The sequence below is a fragment of the Acinetobacter sp. NIPH1876 genome (assembly GCF_022808535.1).
GTDB lineage: Bacteria > Pseudomonadota > Gammaproteobacteria > Pseudomonadales > Moraxellaceae > Acinetobacter > Acinetobacter higginsii.
The window spans coordinates 23,069-41,020 of sequence record NZ_JALGBR010000018.1 but is presented as its reverse complement, the minus strand read 5'-3'; the positions used below and the strand labels follow the sequence as shown (position 1 = coordinate 41,020).

16 protein-coding genes and 1 pseudogene are annotated in these 17,952 nt (G+C 41.9%); 10 read left to right on the top strand and 7 right to left on the bottom strand.

Annotated features, from left to right (window positions below; all coding sequences use genetic code 11):
* Window positions 1-2 precede the first annotated feature (2 nt).
* On the top strand, window positions 3-1,178 hold the full coding sequence (locus tag MN869_RS17580) for a S41 family peptidase (protein ID WP_004802146.1): 1,176 nt from the start codon (window positions 3-5) through the stop codon (window positions 1,176-1,178).
* Window positions 1,179-1,216: 38 nt separating this feature from the next.
* On the opposite strand, the gene MN869_RS17575 is transcribed toward MN869_RS17580, so the two are convergent.
* The 3 genes from MN869_RS17575 to MN869_RS17565 are packed head-to-tail and all read right to left on the bottom strand — an operon-like array spanning window position 1,217 to window position 4,896.
* A complete protein-coding gene (locus MN869_RS17575) occupies window positions 1,217-2,653 on the bottom strand; it encodes a sigma-54 dependent transcriptional regulator (protein WP_243308869.1) in 1,437 nt (478 codons plus the stop codon).
* 25 nt (window positions 2,654-2,678) lie between these two features.
* Entirely contained in the window at window positions 2,679-4,244 is a 1,566-nt protein-coding gene (locus MN869_RS17570; protein ID WP_243308868.1) for an ATP-binding protein, read from the bottom strand.
* Between the two features lie 16 nt (window positions 4,245-4,260).
* On the bottom strand, window positions 4,261-4,896 hold the full coding sequence (locus MN869_RS17565) for a response regulator (protein WP_004802154.1): 636 nt from the start codon (window positions 4,894-4,896) through the stop codon (window positions 4,261-4,263).
* Window positions 4,897-5,106: 210 nt separating this feature from the next.
* Here MN869_RS17565 and pbpG point away from each other — a divergent pair, with 210 nt between their 5' ends.
* From pbpG to MN869_RS17550, 3 genes and pseudogenes are all read left to right on the top strand, one after another.
* Window positions 5,107-6,171 (top strand): D-alanyl-D-alanine endopeptidase PBP7/8, encoded by a 1,065-nt coding sequence (pbpG, locus tag MN869_RS17560; RefSeq protein ID WP_171551622.1) that lies wholly within the window; start codon window positions 5,107-5,109, stop codon window positions 6,169-6,171.
* 151 nt (window positions 6,172-6,322) lie between these two features.
* Window positions 6,323-6,939 (top strand): annotated as a pseudogene (locus MN869_RS20485) (hypothetical protein).
* Between the two features lie 22 nt (window positions 6,940-6,961).
* On the top strand, window positions 6,962-7,732 hold the full coding sequence (locus MN869_RS17550) for a hypothetical protein (protein WP_243308866.1): 771 nt from the start codon (window positions 6,962-6,964) through the stop codon (window positions 7,730-7,732).
* 70 nt (window positions 7,733-7,802) lie between these two features.
* Here the strand turns inward: MN869_RS17550 and thrC are convergent, their stop codons facing one another.
* The 4 genes from thrC to xerD all read right to left on the bottom strand — a co-directional run bounded on the left by thrC (window position 7,803) and on the right by xerD (window position 12,302).
* Window positions 7,803-8,942: a threonine synthase gene (thrC, locus tag MN869_RS17545; protein ID WP_004802157.1), complete on the bottom strand. Its 1,140-nt coding sequence runs from the start codon at window positions 8,940-8,942 to the stop codon at window positions 7,803-7,805.
* Window positions 8,943-9,000: 58 nt separating this feature from the next.
* Complete coding sequence (locus tag MN869_RS17540; RefSeq protein ID WP_004802159.1) at window positions 9,001-10,302, bottom strand: homoserine dehydrogenase; 1,302 nt, start codon at window positions 10,300-10,302, stop codon at window positions 9,001-9,003.
* 129 nt (window positions 10,303-10,431) lie between these two features.
* On the bottom strand, window positions 10,432-11,247 hold the full coding sequence (locus MN869_RS17535; protein ID WP_243308865.1) for a DsbC family protein: 816 nt from the start codon (window positions 11,245-11,247) through the stop codon (window positions 10,432-10,434).
* A gap of 134 nt (window positions 11,248-11,381) precedes the next feature.
* A complete protein-coding gene (xerD, locus tag MN869_RS17530; protein ID WP_243308863.1) occupies window positions 11,382-12,302 on the bottom strand; it encodes a site-specific tyrosine recombinase XerD in 921 nt (306 codons plus the stop codon).
* A gap of 205 nt (window positions 12,303-12,507) precedes the next feature.
* On the opposite strand from xerD, the gene MN869_RS17525 reads away from it, so the two are divergent.
* The 6 genes from MN869_RS17525 (at window position 12,508) to ftsW (ending at window position 17,948) form a co-directional block, all read left to right on the top strand.
* The gene (locus MN869_RS17525; RefSeq protein WP_004656347.1) at window positions 12,508-12,768 is read left to right on the top strand and encodes a FeoA family protein; all 261 of its coding nucleotides are present in this window, start codon (window positions 12,508-12,510) and stop codon (window positions 12,766-12,768) included.
* A complete protein-coding gene (locus MN869_RS17520) occupies window positions 12,765-14,618 on the top strand; it encodes a ferrous iron transporter B (RefSeq protein ID WP_171551617.1) in 1,854 nt (617 codons plus the stop codon). The genes MN869_RS17525 and MN869_RS17520 overlap by 4 nt, the downstream gene beginning before the upstream one ends.
* 54 nt (window positions 14,619-14,672) lie before the next feature.
* Window positions 14,673-14,924 (top strand): DUF6587 family protein, encoded by a 252-nt coding sequence (locus MN869_RS17515; protein WP_171551616.1) that lies wholly within the window; start codon window positions 14,673-14,675, stop codon window positions 14,922-14,924.
* Window positions 14,925-14,979: 55 nt separating this feature from the next.
* Complete coding sequence (locus MN869_RS17510) at window positions 14,980-15,270, top strand: hypothetical protein (protein ID WP_243308893.1); 291 nt, start codon at window positions 14,980-14,982, stop codon at window positions 15,268-15,270.
* A gap of 114 nt (window positions 15,271-15,384) precedes the next feature.
* Window positions 15,385-16,737, top strand: a complete 1,353-nt coding sequence (gene murD, locus MN869_RS17505; RefSeq protein ID WP_243308861.1) for a UDP-N-acetylmuramoyl-L-alanine--D-glutamate ligase — start codon at window positions 15,385-15,387, stop codon at window positions 16,735-16,737.
* 17 nt (window positions 16,738-16,754) lie between these two features.
* Entirely contained in the window at window positions 16,755-17,948 is a 1,194-nt protein-coding gene (ftsW, locus tag MN869_RS17500; protein WP_005291305.1) for a putative lipid II flippase FtsW, read from the top strand.
* Window positions 17,949-17,952 lie beyond the last annotated feature (4 nt).

Sequence of the window (17,952 nt, the reverse complement as noted above, 5' to 3'; positions counted from 1 at the left end):
CAATGACCCAACACAACAACATTTACCGAGCGTTATGTGCAAGTGTGTTGATGTGTTGGGGGCATAGTCTCTCAGCCGCACCAATCACCCATTCTTCAGGGTGGTCGAATGAAGATTCCAAGTCTGGTAATGCTGAAGTCCCAATTGAATCTATTCAACAGTTTGTACAGATTTACGGCATCGTCAAAGATAACTATGTCGATAAAAAGTCGGATGATGCTTTATTCCAGCAATCGATTAAAGGCTTGGTGAGCGGTTTAGATCGTTACTCCCGTTATTTATCAGCAGAAGAATATCGTCAACTGATTCAGTATACAGAGGGTGACTTAGCTTCTGTCGATTTCAATTTAAATTATGATGCACATTCGAAAACGTGGCAAATTCAGGATCTGAAGTCTGGTTCGGATTCAAGTAAGCTTGGTTTACGCAATGGACAAGTTATCCTAAAAGTGGATAACCAAGAACTCAAAAGCTTAAATCAAGACCAAGTACAAGGTCTGCTCTATGGCTCGATTGGAAGTACTGTCCAGATACAAACAGAGAATAATAGTACGACCATTTTGGTGAGAAATAAAAAAGTCGAAACTGATATTGAACCCGTTTTATTGCACAATCAGGTATTGGTGCTGAAAATACGTGTTTTTCAGCAAGATACGGCGAATGAGATTAAACGTTTGATTGAAGAATATAGTTCGACCAAACTTAAGGCCGTGGTATTCGATTTACGTAATAATCCAGGGGGCTTGCTTTCAGCCTCGGTCGAAGCGGCGGATCTATTTCTAAATCAGGGTTTAATTGTCACGACTAAAAGTCGTTCTGAAGGTGATCAGCAATTCCAAGCACTTCCTTCTAATGAATTTCAAAATATGAAATTAGGCATTTTAATCAACCGTCGTTCCGCTTCTGCTGCTGAAGTCTTTACAGCGGCATTAAAAGAGCATAAGCGTGCCTGGGTGGTCGGCGAAAATAGTTATGGCAAAGGCGTGGTTCAAAAGTTGTTCCCCCTACCAAGTGGCGCTGCATTGCAGATGACGGTATCACACTATTACACTCCAAATGGCAATATGATTGAAGGTCAAGGCATTCAGCCAAATCAGACCTATGCTTTGTCTGCCGAGATGAAAGAAGATAATTATCTTGAACATGTCACAGATTTGGTTTTGAAAAGTAGATATTAAAAAAAGCCCCTCAGTTGAGGGGCTTTTTTTAATATTGATTATTCATCATCTTCAGTATCTAAACCGAACTTCTTCAATCGATAACGTAACGAACGGAAGGTCATTCCCAACTTCTTTGCCGCCAACGTTCGATTCCAATGTGTGAGATTCAGTGCATTCAGAAGAATTTCTTTTTCAATATTCTCCAAATAACGCTCCAAACCTTCAGGTGGAAGCTTCTTTGAACTCATGTTTGGGCTTGCAGAATATTGCGGTGTTTCAACTTCTTCAGCCGTCGTATTGGAAAATGAAGGTGTTGGGTTTGCCAATGAACTACGTAAAGGTGCCGTTTGGAGATGTGCCAAATCAATATTGTCATCGTCACTCAGCGTAATTGCACGTTCAATAATATTGCGTAATTCACGCACATTACCTGGGAAATATTGCTGTAATAAGAACTGCTCTGCACGTGAAGACAACGATTTCGCAGTGAGGTCCCATTCTTGACTAATCTTTTGAATAAAGTGATTGGCCAATAACAAAATATCCTGTCCACGTTCACGTAAAGGCGGCAGTACGATATCCATCACATGAATACGGAAGAACAAATCCTGACGAAAACGACCTTGCTGTACCAACAGTTCCAAATCTTGGTGACTGGCACTAATTACACGGAAATCCACATCAATCTCTTGATCTGAACCAACGGGACGAATTTTCTTTTCCTGTACGGCACGCAGCAATTTGACTTGCATATTTAAAGGTAGTTCGGCAATTTCATCCAAGAACAAACTACCGCCGTGTGCAGACAAAATTAAGCCTTGCTTGTCCTGAGTCGCGCCAGTAAAACTACCTTTTTTATGCCCGAATAGCTCACTTTCCATCAATTCAGTCGGAATCGCACCACAGTTAATCGCAATAAAAGGACCTTCGCTGCGATTACTTAAACGATGGACCAGATTCGCAACCACTTCTTTGCCTGTTCCTGATTCACCGGTAATGAATACTGGAGCTTGGGAGCGGGCAATTTTCTTTAAGGCGATGCGAAGCTGTTGAATGGGTGCAGAACGTCCAATTAACAGCTTGTTCTCTAAGGCTGTTTCTGCTGCCTCTTGTTCAGGCTGTGGACGATTTAATGCTTTCTGAATCAATTGATCCAAATGCATTTGGTTGACAGGCTTACTGACGAAATCAAATGCGCCTGCTTTTAAGGCTGAAATGGCAATATCCATATTGCCGTAGGCAGTCAGTACCGCAATAGGCGTATTGGGATAGTTCTGTGTCACGTGTTTGACCAGATCCAAACCATTGCCATCTGGAAGATTTAAATCTGTTAAGCAAGCATCGTACTGGAATTCAGTAAAGAACTTTTTTGCCTGTTCGACCCGATAGGCGAGATGTGTCTTGATGCCCATACGCGCCAGCGTCATCTGCATTAAAAGACATAAATCTTCTTCGTCGTCTACCAATAAGACGAGTGGTTGTTTTGTTGCCATTTCCCCGAGAAACCTAATCTATAAATCAATGAGTTTTTGAGCATTCAATCCTGAAGCATGCTCCTTGTTGTCGCTCTATATAAGTGAGCTTTGCATGATTTGCCTCACAAAAAGTATGAGACAAATACAATCCTAAACCAGTTCCTTTAATTTCGGTACTAAAAAATGGTTTGAACAGTTGAGAAATATCCCGTTTTGAGACACCCGTCCCAAAATCGATGACATCAATGCACGTTCGCCCGTCTTTTTCGTGCACCTCGACTTCAATATAAGGCGCGTCAGTTGCATTGTGTCTTAATGCATTTCTAATTAAATTAATCAGCACTTGGCGCAATTGTTTTTCATCAAATAAGATGTTGGTTTGCTCTGTGATTTTAATTTGAATTTGTTGTTTAGCATCTGCAAGATCTTCATTGAGTAAACTTTCAAAGAAGGAGCTCAGATCAATTTCTTGTGCTTCTGTCGGTTTATTTCGTGCCATTGCTAAGGTGTCTTGCACGATGCTATCAATCCGCTTGGCTTGTTTGCTAATCATGCGCGACAGCATTTCTTGTTGGTGGGTATCACTGTCTTTGAATAATTCATTGGCCTGTACAATAGCAGCCAAAGGATTGCGAATTTCATGGGCAATACTGGCTGATAGCTGACCAAGTGCGGCGAGTTTCAATTGCTGAACTTGTTGAGTCAGTTTCTGTGCATCTTTTAAGATCAATAACACTAAGGCTTGTTCGGGAACAATTAGATGTTTCACTCGAACATTGATGGTGTATGAACTTTGCTGTGATTCAAAACTGAATTCTTCGCCGTCTTCTAAGTCACTAAACTGAACCAGTTCAAATAGGTCAGGTTGTAATTTGACTAGTGGCGTTTTTTCTAAGGAAATCGGTAAATGGATACCCAATAGTGCATTGGCTGCAGGATTGGTTAACACGATATGGTTACTTTCATCCAGTACTAAATAGCCATCTTCGATTTGTTCTAAGATATAGCGATTAATATTCTGTAGTTGATGGATTTCAATGGATTGATGAAAAGTTAAAGTTTCTAGAATTTTAAAACGCTGTACTGCAATACGACCAATAGCATGAACTACAAAAAATAAAAACGCCAGAAAAACGCTATTTCCGAGGTGATTTAAATTATTGGCCTCAAAAAAGTCACCTAAAAAACGTTGATAAACCACCATGATGACGGCAAATAAAGTAATAATCAGCGACAGGTGTGCATTTAATAAAATTGCAGACGAGAAAATAATAATGACGTAAAGTAAGCTGAGTTGCAGATTTGGACCACCCGCAGAAAAGGTGATCAAGCTTAGGCAAATGACATCAATCAGAAAGATAAAAATCAACTGCTTGGAGGTTTGTATCGGAACAAACTGTAATAAAAACAGTTGAAAAATGTTGAATGCAATATAGCAAATCAAGGTATAAAAATATAAGAAGGGATAAATATAGTTGCTGGAAAGTTGTTCAGCAGTGAGTAAATAAATTAACAGCAGGCTAATCGAAATGATTAGCCGATAGCCACTATACCAAACCCCAAGCCGATAGACAGTTTGTGAGACTGACGACGCAATTTTCCCTAACATAGGCGCTTACTGTTTTTTAAGGTTTAATGAGTCCATAGCGAATCGCAAGATGGGTGAGTTTGACATCACTATCAATGCTCAGTTTTTCAAAAATACGATAACGATAGGTATTTACAGTTTTGACGCTTACGAATAATTTGTCAGCGATTTCTTGGGCACTAATACAATTCACCACCATCATGGCAACTTGCATCTCACGTTCTGATAGCGCATCAAAAGGAGACTGTTGTGTATCTGAAAGATAGGAGCTGGCCAATTGTTCAGCAATATCTGCACTAAAGTATTTTCCGCCTTGCATGACTTTGTTAATAGCACGAACCATTTCAGAAATCGGTGCACCTTTGGTGATATAGCCTTTCGCTCCTGCTTTTAATAACAGGGATGGATAGGGTTCTTCAGCAAGACCGCTGACGGCAATCACTTTTGTTTCAGGTGCGCTTTGTAATAAGCGACGAGTAGTTTCCACTCCACCAATACCTGGCATATTCACATCTAACAACACTACTTGAGGGTGTTTCTGACGGACTAACGCAATGGCTTCTTCACCTGATTCAGCTTGCCCAATGACCTCTACATCGGGGTGGTCTTCCAACATACGACAAATTCCTGTGCGTACGAGTTCATGATCATCAACAACGAGAACAGTGATCAAGAAGACCTCCTTTTTTCAAAAAAACTGGTTTTTTGTTACATAAAGCAAAATTAGCTTGCAATGAAACGACAAAATTAGCAATCCTATTCTTCGTTTTTAGCGAATAGTTGTACACAATTGTGTCTATAAAAGCTTTACCCGATTTGTTTAAATGTAAGGCATAATGGTATTAAGCGCAAATGTGCAGCGTCCTGAGTTGAGTATTGTGTCGTGAAAAATTCTAAAAAATCTATCATGCATGTTTTAAGCATGTCTATCTTGTTGGCCTGGAGCACAACAAGTTTTGCTGAACTGGTTGTGAATAACAATCCAGCTTCTTCGCGTGTAAGCGGTTCAGCTTCGATGAATTGGTCTGCAACTGATGCAAGCCAGTTGATGGAAGATGATGAACCATTAGAAATTGGTCCACAAGGTTCAACCTCTGTTACCACAACATTGCGTAATGGTGGTTCGGCAACAATTACTTCTTCAAGTACGCCGCAACAGTCAGGGCAGATTCGAGATACCTTTGGGTATAGTAGTCAACCCTCTGTCAATGCACGTGCTGCTTTGGTAATGGACGCGCAAACGGGTGAAGTACTGTACAGTAAAAACAGTAATATGTCGGTACCCATTGCGTCGATTACGAAGCTGATGACTGCTGTCGTCACGGCAGATGCACGTTTAAACATGTCAGAAGAAATTACGCTAGAGTCAATCGACTTTGCTGGTGCAGGCGGTAAGAACTCAAGTTCAACCCTACGTGCAGGCGATACCATGAATCGCGCAGAAGCACTTTTGTTTGCATTAATGAAGTCTGAGAATCCAGCTGCAGCTGCATTAGCACGTACCTATCCAGGTGGCCGTTCTGCATTTATTGCGGCAATGAATGCAAAAGCGAGGCAATTGGGCATGACATCTACGCGTTATGCTGAATCTACAGGTTTAGATCCACATAATGTTTCTTCAGCACGTGATTTGGGTATTCTAGTAAGTACCGCTTCACAATACGGCTTGATTCGTCAATTCTCTACCACACCAACCTATGACTTCAATTTAGGTTACCGTGTGCTGAAATCGAATAATACCAATGCGTTGGTACGTAATGGTGGCTGGAACATTAACTTGTCAAAAACAGGGTATATTAATGAAGCAGGCCGTTGTGTGGTGATGCATACCACTGTGAATTCACGCCCAGCGGTTGTGGTGTTATTAGGTGCGCCAAGTTCGCAAGCACGTAATAGCGATGCCACCAATTTATTAAGCTGGTTAAGCACTTTGCCAAAACGCGTTTAATCATTCGAAATATAAAAAACTCTTCTTTATGAAGAGTTTTTTTATGCCTGAATCATGCGACACAACTTGTCTTATTTCAATAAATTATGTTCGTTTTTTGAGCCGAAATCGGCTAATGTGTGCTTACAACAAAAAATGATGACAGACCGTTATGAATGCGATGCAACACGCACGGATTTCTGCAAAACGTTGGGGTGGGGAACCCGAAGACGACTATGAACTACATGCGTTTATAGGTAGTACCAAAAGCCTGTGTAGTGATGCACGACAGCGAATTTCACAGACCTTGTGGGGCATAAATTCTGTTGTGGTTCCTGTGTTTGGGCATAGCCTTCAAAATAATGCAGACAAATCAATTGATATTAAAGATTTGTGCGAACGTGATCATTTATTGGTGGATTACCAACAACGTTTTATTCCGACACTCAATGATTTTGTAAATGCGATAGATGCAAGACAATTGCCTAAGAACTTTGAATAGCATTTAGAGCCATTACATCATGATTATGTGCAGGATAAAACACTTTCACAATTAATGTTATCGCCTTTAGCACTAACAGGAAAATTGCATTCGCTGTTGCTCATCCATAATAGTTGGTTTATCTACGATATTTTGCCGAGGATTGGGTAACTGCCGAAACTGGACAATATCGTGTATAGCCCCGCTGATTTTTTAATGCCATGCATTTTGAATTATGGATGGATAATGGCATGGCGATTCCTGCAAGTGCTCAAGCATTACATCAAATAAAACAAACAACTCAATGATAAATGAATTAAGGGGAACACCATGACGACTTATGTGATTCGTGCCAAATATTTTGGGTATAACGATGAAGTCTTTTATGTGGCAGGCAATCGTATTGCCAATGTTTTTGAGGATAAAGCCCAAGCCGAGGCTGCATATAAAAAGTTAGAAATTGATGGGGCGCGAGATTTTGCCCTATATGAAGTGGAATCCCTTTTTGATGCAGATGAAGCATTGCTAAAACAACTGGATGATTTTGTGTTTTCACGTTGTGGTGAGCATGTCTGTGAAGATGGGGATATCTCAGATGAAGTGTTACCTGAAAGCTTAAGCGATGAAGATACCTTTGAATTTATCCAATTGGCAGGAATGCAAAAATTTCAACTGCTACAGTTTGAACATGAGGCTCGGTTTTATGCGCTTTGGTCAGTCAAAAAACAGAAATGGGTGGAAGAGCATGATGAGTTTTTTGCCAGTTTAGCTTATGCAGATCAACCTGAACAATTAAAAACCAATGTCGGAACTATTTTTGCAGATTATGACTATGGTGATATTCAGCTTAAAGGCTCACTTGATGAGTTGTCTGATCAGCCTGTGCTCTTAGAGGCAATGATCACAGCGCAATCGGGTTTGAAATACGAACAGAAAAGTCAAATTTTAACGATTATGCAGGGTTGGGAAGAAGAAGCTTTATATGCGGTTAATCCTTTACTCAAACAACCATTATTTGAAATCAAAGAAATTGAGCTTGAAGAAATTCAGAGGATTGAAAAAGAATTAGCTGCACAATATAGCTATGATGATTATGAATAACTTTTTCTTTTTATAATTAGCAATAAAAAACCAGTTGCAGGCAACTGGTTTTTTATTTCAATATATCTGCTTACATATTTGAAAGAATAGAATCTTTCACTTGATCCATAGTCGCATCAATCGACAACATCACGGCATCAGCACATTGTTTGATTGCAGTATCAGGATCTTTTAAGCCATTGCCTGTCACTGTACATACAATCACAGAACCTTCAGCAATTTTACCTGCTTTAAGATCACGGATCGCACCACCAATTGATGCTGCTGAAGCAGGTTCAACAAACACACCTTCATACATTGAAAGCAAGCGTTGTGCTTCTAGAATTTCAGCATCAGTCAGTTCATCGAACCAACCTTTAGAATCACGGACCACTGCTTTAGCATGGTTCCAACTTTGTGGATTACCAATACGAATCGCTGTTGCAACTGTTTCTGGGTTCTCTACTGGTGCACCACGTAAGAATGGTGCAGCACCAGATGCTTGATAACCGACCATTGTTGGTAAGCCTTCTGGTTTAGGACCAGTGAATTGATCGGTTGCAGCATCATAAATCACTTGCTCAAACTGATCCGCAGGTTGATTGGCAACCGCTTCGGTATAACCCATCCAGTGTGCTGTGATGTTACCGGCATTACCGACAGGTAAGCAGTGATAATCAGGAGCACGACCCAATGCTTCTACAATTTCATAAGCAATGGTTTTTTGACCTTGCAGACGGTATGGGTTGATTGAGTTTACAATCGTTACAGGTGCTTGATCTGCAACTTCTTTGACCAGACGCATACCGTCATCGAAGTTACCACGGATTTGCATGGTGATCGCGCCGTACATCATTGCCTGAGCCATTTTACCCATGGCAATTTTGCCTTCTGGGATCAATACGAACGCTTTGATGCCTGCACGTGCTGCATAGGCTGCGGCTGCCGCTGAAGTATTGCCTGTAGATGCACAGATAATTGCTTTCGAGCCTTCTTCAACTGCTTTGGTCACAGCCATTGTCATACCACGGTCTTTAAATGAACCTGTTGGGTTCAGACCTTCGTATTTCACATAGATTTCTACGTTTTTGCCAATAATACGTGGAATGTTCTCTAGTTTAATCAGTGGGGTATTCCCTTCACCTAAAGAAATTGCGCGTGTAGTTGCAGACACAGGTAAACGGTCACGATAACGATCTACAAGACCAGTATAACGATTGGCATTCGACATGATGGTGTTCCAATATGAGGTAGAGCGGGGTGAGGGAAGTCATTTTCCCTCAACCTGATTAACTATCGAGCGATTCTAAACGAATTCTTACGATTTCGCCACGAATTGCAGGTAATGCTTGAATTTGTGCAAGCGCTTCATCCATTTTTGATTCAACGATCGGATCTGTTAAAATCACGATAGGAATCAAGTCTTTTAAGCGTGATTGCTGCATGATGGCATCAATACTAATGCCTGCACGGCTGAGAATCGTAGTGACATCTGCCAATACGCCAGTTTGGTCTTCAGCATTGAGACGGATGTAATAACCTGTGGTCATTTCTTCACGACTTAAGATTGGCACATTGGTCAATGCTTCAAAAGCAAGCTGAGGAATTGTTCCTGCGCCATCTTCTGTATATGAAATATCACGGACGATATCAATCACATCAGCAACCACAGCAGAAGCGGTTGGACCTGCACCTGCGCCAGCACCGTAATATAAAGTAGGACCAACTGCATTGGCCTGTACCAAGACTGCATTTTTAACGCCATTGACGTTAGCAATCAATTCTTCAGCAGGAATTAAAGTTGGATGTACACGTAATTCAATGCCTTTATCTGCGCGACGTGCGATACCTAAGTGCTTGATACGGAAACCAAGTTCTTCTGCATATTTCACATCTTGAGCAGTGATTTTGCTGATGCCTTCGGTATAGACTTTATTAAATTGCAATGGAATACCAAAAGCACATGACGCCAAAATCGTCAGTTTATGTGCAGCATCAATGCCTTCAACATCAAAGGTTGGATCAGCTTCGGCGTAACCAAGTTCTTGCGCTTCTTTTAAAACGTCTTCAAAGGCACGGCCTTTTTCACGCATTTCAGTCAGAATGAAGTTGCCGGTACCATTAATGATGCCCGCAAGCCATTCGATATGGTTCGCTGCGAGACCTTCACGGATCACTTTAATGATTGGGATACCACCCGCAACAGCTGCTTCATAGGCAATCTGAACAGCATTGTCTTCTGCTGCTTTAAACAGTTCATTGCCATGTTCAGCCAGTAAAGCTTTGTTTGCAGTCACAACCTGTTTGCCATGCTTAATAGCTTCCATGATGACTTCATAAGCAGGATGAATACCACCCATGACTTCGACCACCATGTCAACATCTGGCTGACGTACGATCTCCATCAAGTCATCGCTTTGTTTAATACCTTCGAGTTGTAAATCTGGACGTGGACGGCGTGTGCCTACGTGTGTAATTTGAATTTCTCGACCGGTACGGCGTTTAATTTCCGCAGCATTTTCTTGTAGTAATTTAAGGGCTCCACCACCTACAGTACCAAGACCGAGTATCGCCAGACGAACTGGTTTCACGTTACACTCCATTATATTCAATCATTTTAATGAAGCTTGATCATAGCTAAAAAAATGCGCAGACACTAGGGCTAAGATCATCTTTAATCTGTCGCCCGAGTCTTTGCTTATTTGTAGTGTAGTTTGAACTTATTTGTTTAAGCGTTGTACGATTTCTTCAGGCGTCATATAGCCACCTAAATATTCGCCATCGACGTTATAAATGGCAGGTGTACCATTCACGCCCATATTTAAACCCAGTTGATACTGGTCACGAACAGGGTTCTTACATTCAGCAGCCGAAACGGGTAAGCCTTTGGCAGCTTGATCGAAGGCAGCCTTACGGTCTTCACTACACCAAATCGCTTGCATGGTTGGCATGAACTGTTCGCCACGTGGCCAGGCGATGTAACGAACTTCAATCCCTTTGGCATTAATTTCAGCAAGATGTTCATGCAGTTTATGGCAATAAGGGCAGCTTGAATCGGTGAATACATAGATGACATGTTTGGCTTTGCCACCTTGTGCAGGATAAACGATTAAGTCTTCAGTTTTGAGTGAAGCTAAATGTTTCTTATTTTCGGTGGCTTGTAGAGCGTCACTGACATTGTGCAACTGTTTATCACCTAAACGCACCACATCACCTTGAATAATGTATTGACCATCAGCAGTGGCATAGACTGAACCCATGCCTTCCAGACTCACCCAATAGAGGTTTGGGACTTCAGTTTTTTTGATGCTAAGGATTTTCGCGTTGATATTGGCTGTTTTAAAGTTTTTTTCTAAGGTAGTGACCAAACGCTGTTGTGCATTGCGTTCGTTTAATGTTGATGCTTCACCCGTCGCCGGTGCACTTGCTGTGAGCGCATCTTGTTTTTGTGCTGAGTTTTCTTTTGAGCAAGCACTGACTAATAATGTTGATGCTAATGTACAAGCAATTACAAGCTGAGACCGAGTAAACAACATATAGAACCTTTTTTGTACGAATTCATTTGTATAAGGGGCCTAGCATAACAAAAAAAATGAATCACTTCGTTAAATCTTGCATAAGCTCTGTGAATAGAATCAGGTTTTGTCTGAATCCTAGATAAAAGGTGGTTTTAGCCGCGTGGATGGTATTTACCATGCAATTCCTGCATCCGCTGTTGTGCGACATGAGTGTAAATTTGCGTAGTAGATAGGTCGCTATGTCCAAGTAGCATTTGTACCACACGTAAATCTGCGCCGTGATTGAGTAGATGGGTCGCGAAAGCATGGCGTAAGGTATGGGGAGACAATTCCGCTTGAATATTAGCTTGTACGGCATAACGCTTAATCGCATACCAAAAATTCTGTCGACTCATGATGCCGCCATGTTGAGTGAGGAACAGATAATCCGTGCTGCTTTTATACAGCTGCGGACGTGACTCAGCCAAATATCTTTCGATCCAATCACAGGCAAATTGCCCCAGCGGAACGAGACGTTCTTTATTGCCTTTACCTGTGATTCGAACAAAGCCCTGTTTTAAATTGATCAGTTCTAAACGTAAATTCAGTAATTCTGAAACACGCAGACCACAGGCGTACAGGACTTCGAACATGGCGCGGTCACGCAGGCCTAATGCTGTATTGATGTCAGGTGCATTGATTAATGCTTCTACATCTTGTTCAGATAAATCCTTGGGTAAGGCTCGTCCAATTTTAGGGGAATGGTGGGTGGCAACAGGATTATCATCCCGTAACTTTTGTTCTCTTAAAAACTTATAAAACTGCCTTAAAGCAGAGAGACAACGTGCAATCGAACGAGGGCTTTTACCGGCCTTGGTGAGGGCGATGAGAACATCAGCAATATCATCACTGGACCATTGCGGTAATGTGGTGGTTTGATGTAATTCAGCACATTGAATCAGGTCGGATAAATAGGCATTACGGGTATGTGGGCTCACGGTTTGAGCCACCAGATAATCCCGAAAACCCTGTAAAAAACTCAAATGTTCGGGGATGTTAACCGCAGCGGGAATACGAGGCTTTTTATTTAACATAGGGCGTTGAAGATATTTCTCAGTGAAAGAGGGGCGGGTATTTTAGGGAGAATGTTGCCCTGATTTATTTTTGGTTGAATTGGACTGTAAAAGAAAAATGAATTGTTGTCGATCTGTCACAGAAGCAAATGCCACTGAGATTGGTTTTGGTAATTATTCTCATTTGCTTGTATACTAGCAAAAAAAGGGTTAAGGGTTAGAAGCGGTGCGATTGTCAGCATTAAAAGTCAAGCAAACAGCGATGATTACGAAAGTAAATCGCGTGGTCGATGAGACAGAACAGCCAGATTTAGTTGCAGTTCGTTTAGAAAGTTTAGGCTTTGTGCCAGGTACACAAGTACAGGTGATTACCAAAGGCATCTTTGGTGGAGACCCGATTCTAATCCAGCTCGGTTTTACGCGTTTTGCGTTACGCAAAGCGGAAGCGGATAAAATTGAAATTCAACTTGAAGGAGCACCTGCATGAGTGATGCGTTACGTGTTGCCCTTGTGGGAAATCCAAACTGTGGTAAGACATCTTTATTTAATCATTTAACTGGAACACGCCAAAAAGTTGCTAACTATGCGGGTGTGACGGTTGAACGTAAAGTTGGGCATTTCCAGCTTCCATCTGGAAAAGCAGTACGTGTTTTAGATTTGCCAGGCACATACAGCCTTCAAGCAACCAGCCCAGACGAAGAAATTACCCGTGATGTTTGCCAAGGCAAAATTGCGGAAGAAGGGCAACAAGATGCCTTCTTGTGTGTGGTCGATGCAACCAACTTAAAGCTACATCTTGGTTTGGTACTGGAAATTATTGAGCTGGGTCGTCCGATTCTTGTCGTATTGAACATGATGGATGAAGCGCGCCGTCGTGGTATCCAGATCAATACTCAAAAGCTTTCTGAGCGTTTGGGTGTACCTGTGGTTGAAACGGTTGCAGTACGTAACTCAGGTATCGAAAACCTACTGCATGCACTTGATCAAGACAAGTATTCGATTCCACAAACGGAACTGAGTGGCTTGAAAGGGGATCATCACCAGAAAATTGAAGTGATTTTCAAAGATGTGGTGAACTTTGTTGATCAGGAGGATAAACGTACTGATTTTCTGGATAAGATTTTCTTACATCCAGTGCTTGGTTTACTGAGCCTTGCAATCATGATGTTTATCGTCTTTCAGGCCGTGTTTGCTTGGGCTGCGCCATTTATGGATGGGATTGAAACCTTCTTTGCATGGTTTGGTGAGAAGCTTGGCGAGTATATCTCGCAACCCTTACTGCATAGTTTGGTGGTCGATGGGATTATTGCGGGCGCAGGTAGTGTGGTGGTGTTCTTGCCACAAATTTTGATTTTATTCTTCTTTATTCTGGTGTTAGAAGAATCTGGTTATTTACCGCGTGCCGCGTTCTTGCTGGATAAACTCATGTTTAAAGCAGGTCTAAGTGGACGTGCCTTTATTCCTTTGCTGTCGAGCTTTGCATGTGCAGTGCCTGGGATCATGGCGACCCGTAGTATCAGTGACCCACGTGATCGTTTTACCACGATTATGGTTGCGCCATTGATGACCTGTTCTGCGCGTTTACCCGTTTATGCTTTGTTGATTGCGGCCTTTATTCCGAGTCAAACGGTATGGGGTATTTTCAACTTACAAGGTTTAGTCCTGTTTGGCTTGTACATGTCAGGCATTGTCAGCGCACTCTGTGTTTCGATTGTGATGAAGTTTCTGCAAAAAGATAAATCACAACATGCATTATTATTGGAGCTACCAAGTTACCGTATTCCTGATTTAAGAAGTGTTGGGATTGGCTTACTTGATCGCGGTAAAATCTTCTTAAAACGAGTCGGTGGCATTATCTTCGCCCTGTCGATTTTACTTTGGTTTTTGTGTACCTTCCCGCAAGCACCAGAAGGGGCGACTTTACCAGACATCGACTACAGTTTTGCTGGGATGTTGGGGCATTTGTTGCAACCGATTTTTGCACCTGTTGGTTTTAACTGGCAGATCGTGGTTGCTCTTATTCCTGCAATGGCGGCGCGTGAAGTTGTGGTTGCTGCATTGGGTACCGTCTATGCGCTATCTGGTGCAGATGATGATGCGATTGCGCAAGGCTTGTCGCATTTGATTAGTGCTGATGGGACGGGTTGGTCATTGGCAACAGGTTTATCATTATTGGTATGGTTTATCTATGCACCACATTGTTTGGCAACGTTAGCAACGGTACGCCGTGAGACAGGTTCATGGAAACATGTCTCTGTAATGACGGCATATTTATTCGGTTTGGCGTATTTAATGTCTTTCTTGACTTATCAAATTGCATCAAGCATTTGGGGTTAAGAAATTCCACCTAGCCTCCCTTTAAAACGGGAGGCAATCATTGGAGAGACGGTTATGTTTGAGTACTTGATTGTTGCTGTATTGGTACTGTGGAGTGCTGTTGTCGTATTCAAAAAGGTGTTCCCTCAAACAGCAAATTCAGCATTTCTGAGTTTGTCGAATTCTTGTCAGCGTTTAGGCTGGCAGCGTTTGGCGACATGGTTAAAACCTAAAATGGCTGTGGGGTGTGGCGGTGGCTGTGGTTGTTCGACTGATGAAAAGGAGAACAAAAAAGCAGAACCCATTCAAACAGTGAAATGGCGTTAATCGCAATCTTAAAATTGCCCATCTTAAGATGGGCAATTTTTTTGGAAAAGAAAAAATAAATCAGACTGATATGAGTGAGAAGAGATCATTAAGCTTAAAACATAAATTGATTTTATTGGGTTTTATGCTATTGATGACTTTGCTTTATCTCGCTGCTTTGTCTAAAGGTCTGAATATTTATAAACAAACCCTCTCTTGGCTTATCTCATGTTTAATCTTGATTTATCTGTGGTTGAGACCTGAATTGATTGAACTTAAAATCAAGCAATATGCATTTAAATCTGTAGATTGGTTAGGTGCTGTGATCTTGGCTTTATTAGGCATGAGCTTTTTTATCCCTGCTTAAGCTTTTACGCACTGACACAAAAAAGATTGAATAAAACCAAAACTGAAAAAGCATTTAAAACAGTAAAGTGCTAACATTTTTGCCATTCTGTAATCTGCAAAAAATGGGGCGAAAATGTTAATACAACGTGGTGGATTAAAAGTTGTGGCTGGCTTAGGTATTTCGGGTGTGTCAGCAGTCAACTTTCTACATGAACAGGGCTACCAAGTTGCAGTAACAGATTCACGAGCAACCCCTCCTGGACATGATCAGATTCCAGCAGGTGTGCGTACCAGTTTTGGTCAATTGGATACTGAGCTTTTATTACAAGCAGAAGAAATTATTCTCAGTCCAGGACTTGCACCGCAACTTCCAGAAATTCAACAAGCAGTTGAAAAAGGCATTCCAGTGGTTGGTGATATTCAATTATTACGCCGTGCGACAGAAGCGCCAATCATTGCGATTACAGGATCAAATGCAAAAAGTACCGTGACCACTTTAATTGGCTTGATGGCACAAGAGGCGGGCAAAAATGTGGCTGTCGGTGGCAACTTAGGTCGTCCAGCATTAGATTTATTAAAAGATAAACCTGATTTAATTATTTTAGAGTTATCGAGCTTCCAACTTGAAACCACCTCACACTTGAATGCAGAAGTTGCTGTAGTGTTGAATATGAGTGAAGATCATTTAGATCGTCATGGTGATATGTTGGGTTATCACAAAGCCAAACATCGTATTTTCCAAGGTGTGAAAAAAGTCGTTTATAACCGTGATGACAATCTCAGCCGTCCATTGGTTCCAGATGTTACCCCAATGCAAAGTTTTGGTTTGAATGCTCCTGATTTAAATCAATATGGCGTGCTACGTGATGCCGATGGCAGCATGTGGTTAGCGCGTGGAAGAGAGCGTTTGCTGAGAACCTCTGAGATGTATATTCAAGGCATGCACAATGTTGCCAATGCATTGGCGTGTTTGGCGTTGGGTGAAGCAGTTGGTTTACCACCAGCTTCAATGTTTGAAACGCTTAAGCATTTTAAAGGCTTGGAACATCGTTGTGAGTATGTCGAAACCATTGACGGTGTGCGCTATTACAATGATTCCAAAGGCACCAATGTTGGTGCGACGCTTGCTGCAATTGATGGTCTTGGTGCCGCAATTGAAGTGAACAAAGGCAAGCTGGCTTTGATTCTTGGTGGTCAGGGTAAAGGGCAAGATTTCAAACCTCTCCGTGACGCAATTCAAAAATATGTGAAATCAGTGATTCTCATTGGTGAAGATGCTGCGGTGATTGAACAGGCGATTCAAGGTACAACAGTGATTCAGCATGCAAACAGCTTAAAGGAAGCGGTAGCACTGGCTCAAAAAGCCACTCAAGCAGAAGATGTGGTTTTACTTTCGCCAGCCTGTGCCAGCTTTGATATGTTTAAAAGCTACAATGATCGTGGGCATCAATTCGTGGCATGCGTAAATGCCTTGAATGAAAAATAAGAACTGGGAATAGAACTATGGCTGACTTAGCCCAAAATACGGTACAGAAGATTTCGCAATTGCTGAATCGTTTACCTAAGCTACCCGCAGAAATGACGGCACGAAATATCCTGATTTTTTCTGTGATTTCGCTGCTATGTTTCGGTTCAATCATGGTTGCATCGGCGTCTATGCCGTATGCGGAATATATCCATGAAAGTCCTTTTTACTTTTTGATTCGTCATGGTATTTCGATCGTAGTAGCAGCGGTGGTGGCATTTTTAACCTATCGGGTTTCATTGAATCTCTGGTTTAAAAATGCCTTTCCTTTATGGCTCATTACCATTGTCCTGCTCTTAGCAGTATTGGTGGTCGGTTCTGAAGTCAATGGTGCACATCGTTGGATTAAGGTGGGTGGTTTCACCTTGCAGCCAACCGAGATTGCTAAAATTGTGATGGCGATTTTCACCGCTGACTATGTGGTACGCCGTGCTAAAGAAGTCCGAACACACTGGAAAGGTTTATTGCGTTTAAGTGGTGTGATGGCCTTAACGGTTGGTTTTATTGTTGCCGAGCCTGACTTGGGGGCAACTGTCGTTATTGTCTTAATGATGGTTGGAGTATTCTTCTTAGCTGGCGCACCTGCAACGCAGTTCTTGATCATGCTGGGTGCGATCTTTGCGGGTGTCAGTGCGTTAATTATCTTCGAGCCATTCCGCTTCCAACGTTTGATCTCGTTTACTAACCCTTGGGCAGATCCATTGGGTGTGGGTTACCAGCTCTCAAATGCATTGATGGCCTTTGGTCGAGGTGAGTGGTTTGGTACAGGCTTAGGACACAGTGTGCAGAAGCTTTCTTATTTACCTGAAGCACATACCGACTTTATGTTGGCGGTTTTAGGTGAGGAATTCGGCTTCTTTGGCGTGTCTATCGTAATGATACTGTCATTTACCATGTTGGCCTGTTGCATTCGTATCGGTCATCGTGCCTTGCAACATAACTATTTGCGTGCAGGTTATTTAGCCTATGGAATTAGCATTATTTTTCTGATGCAGATTTTGGTGAATGCAGGCATGAATATGGGCTTGATGCCAACCAAAGGTTTGACTTTACCGTTTATTAGTTATGGTGGTACATCGTTGATGATGTGTGCAGCAATGATTAGTTTGATTTTAAAGATCGATGCATCAACGCAAGAGTTGAACCCATTAAAAGAAGAATCAAATTTCTAAATTG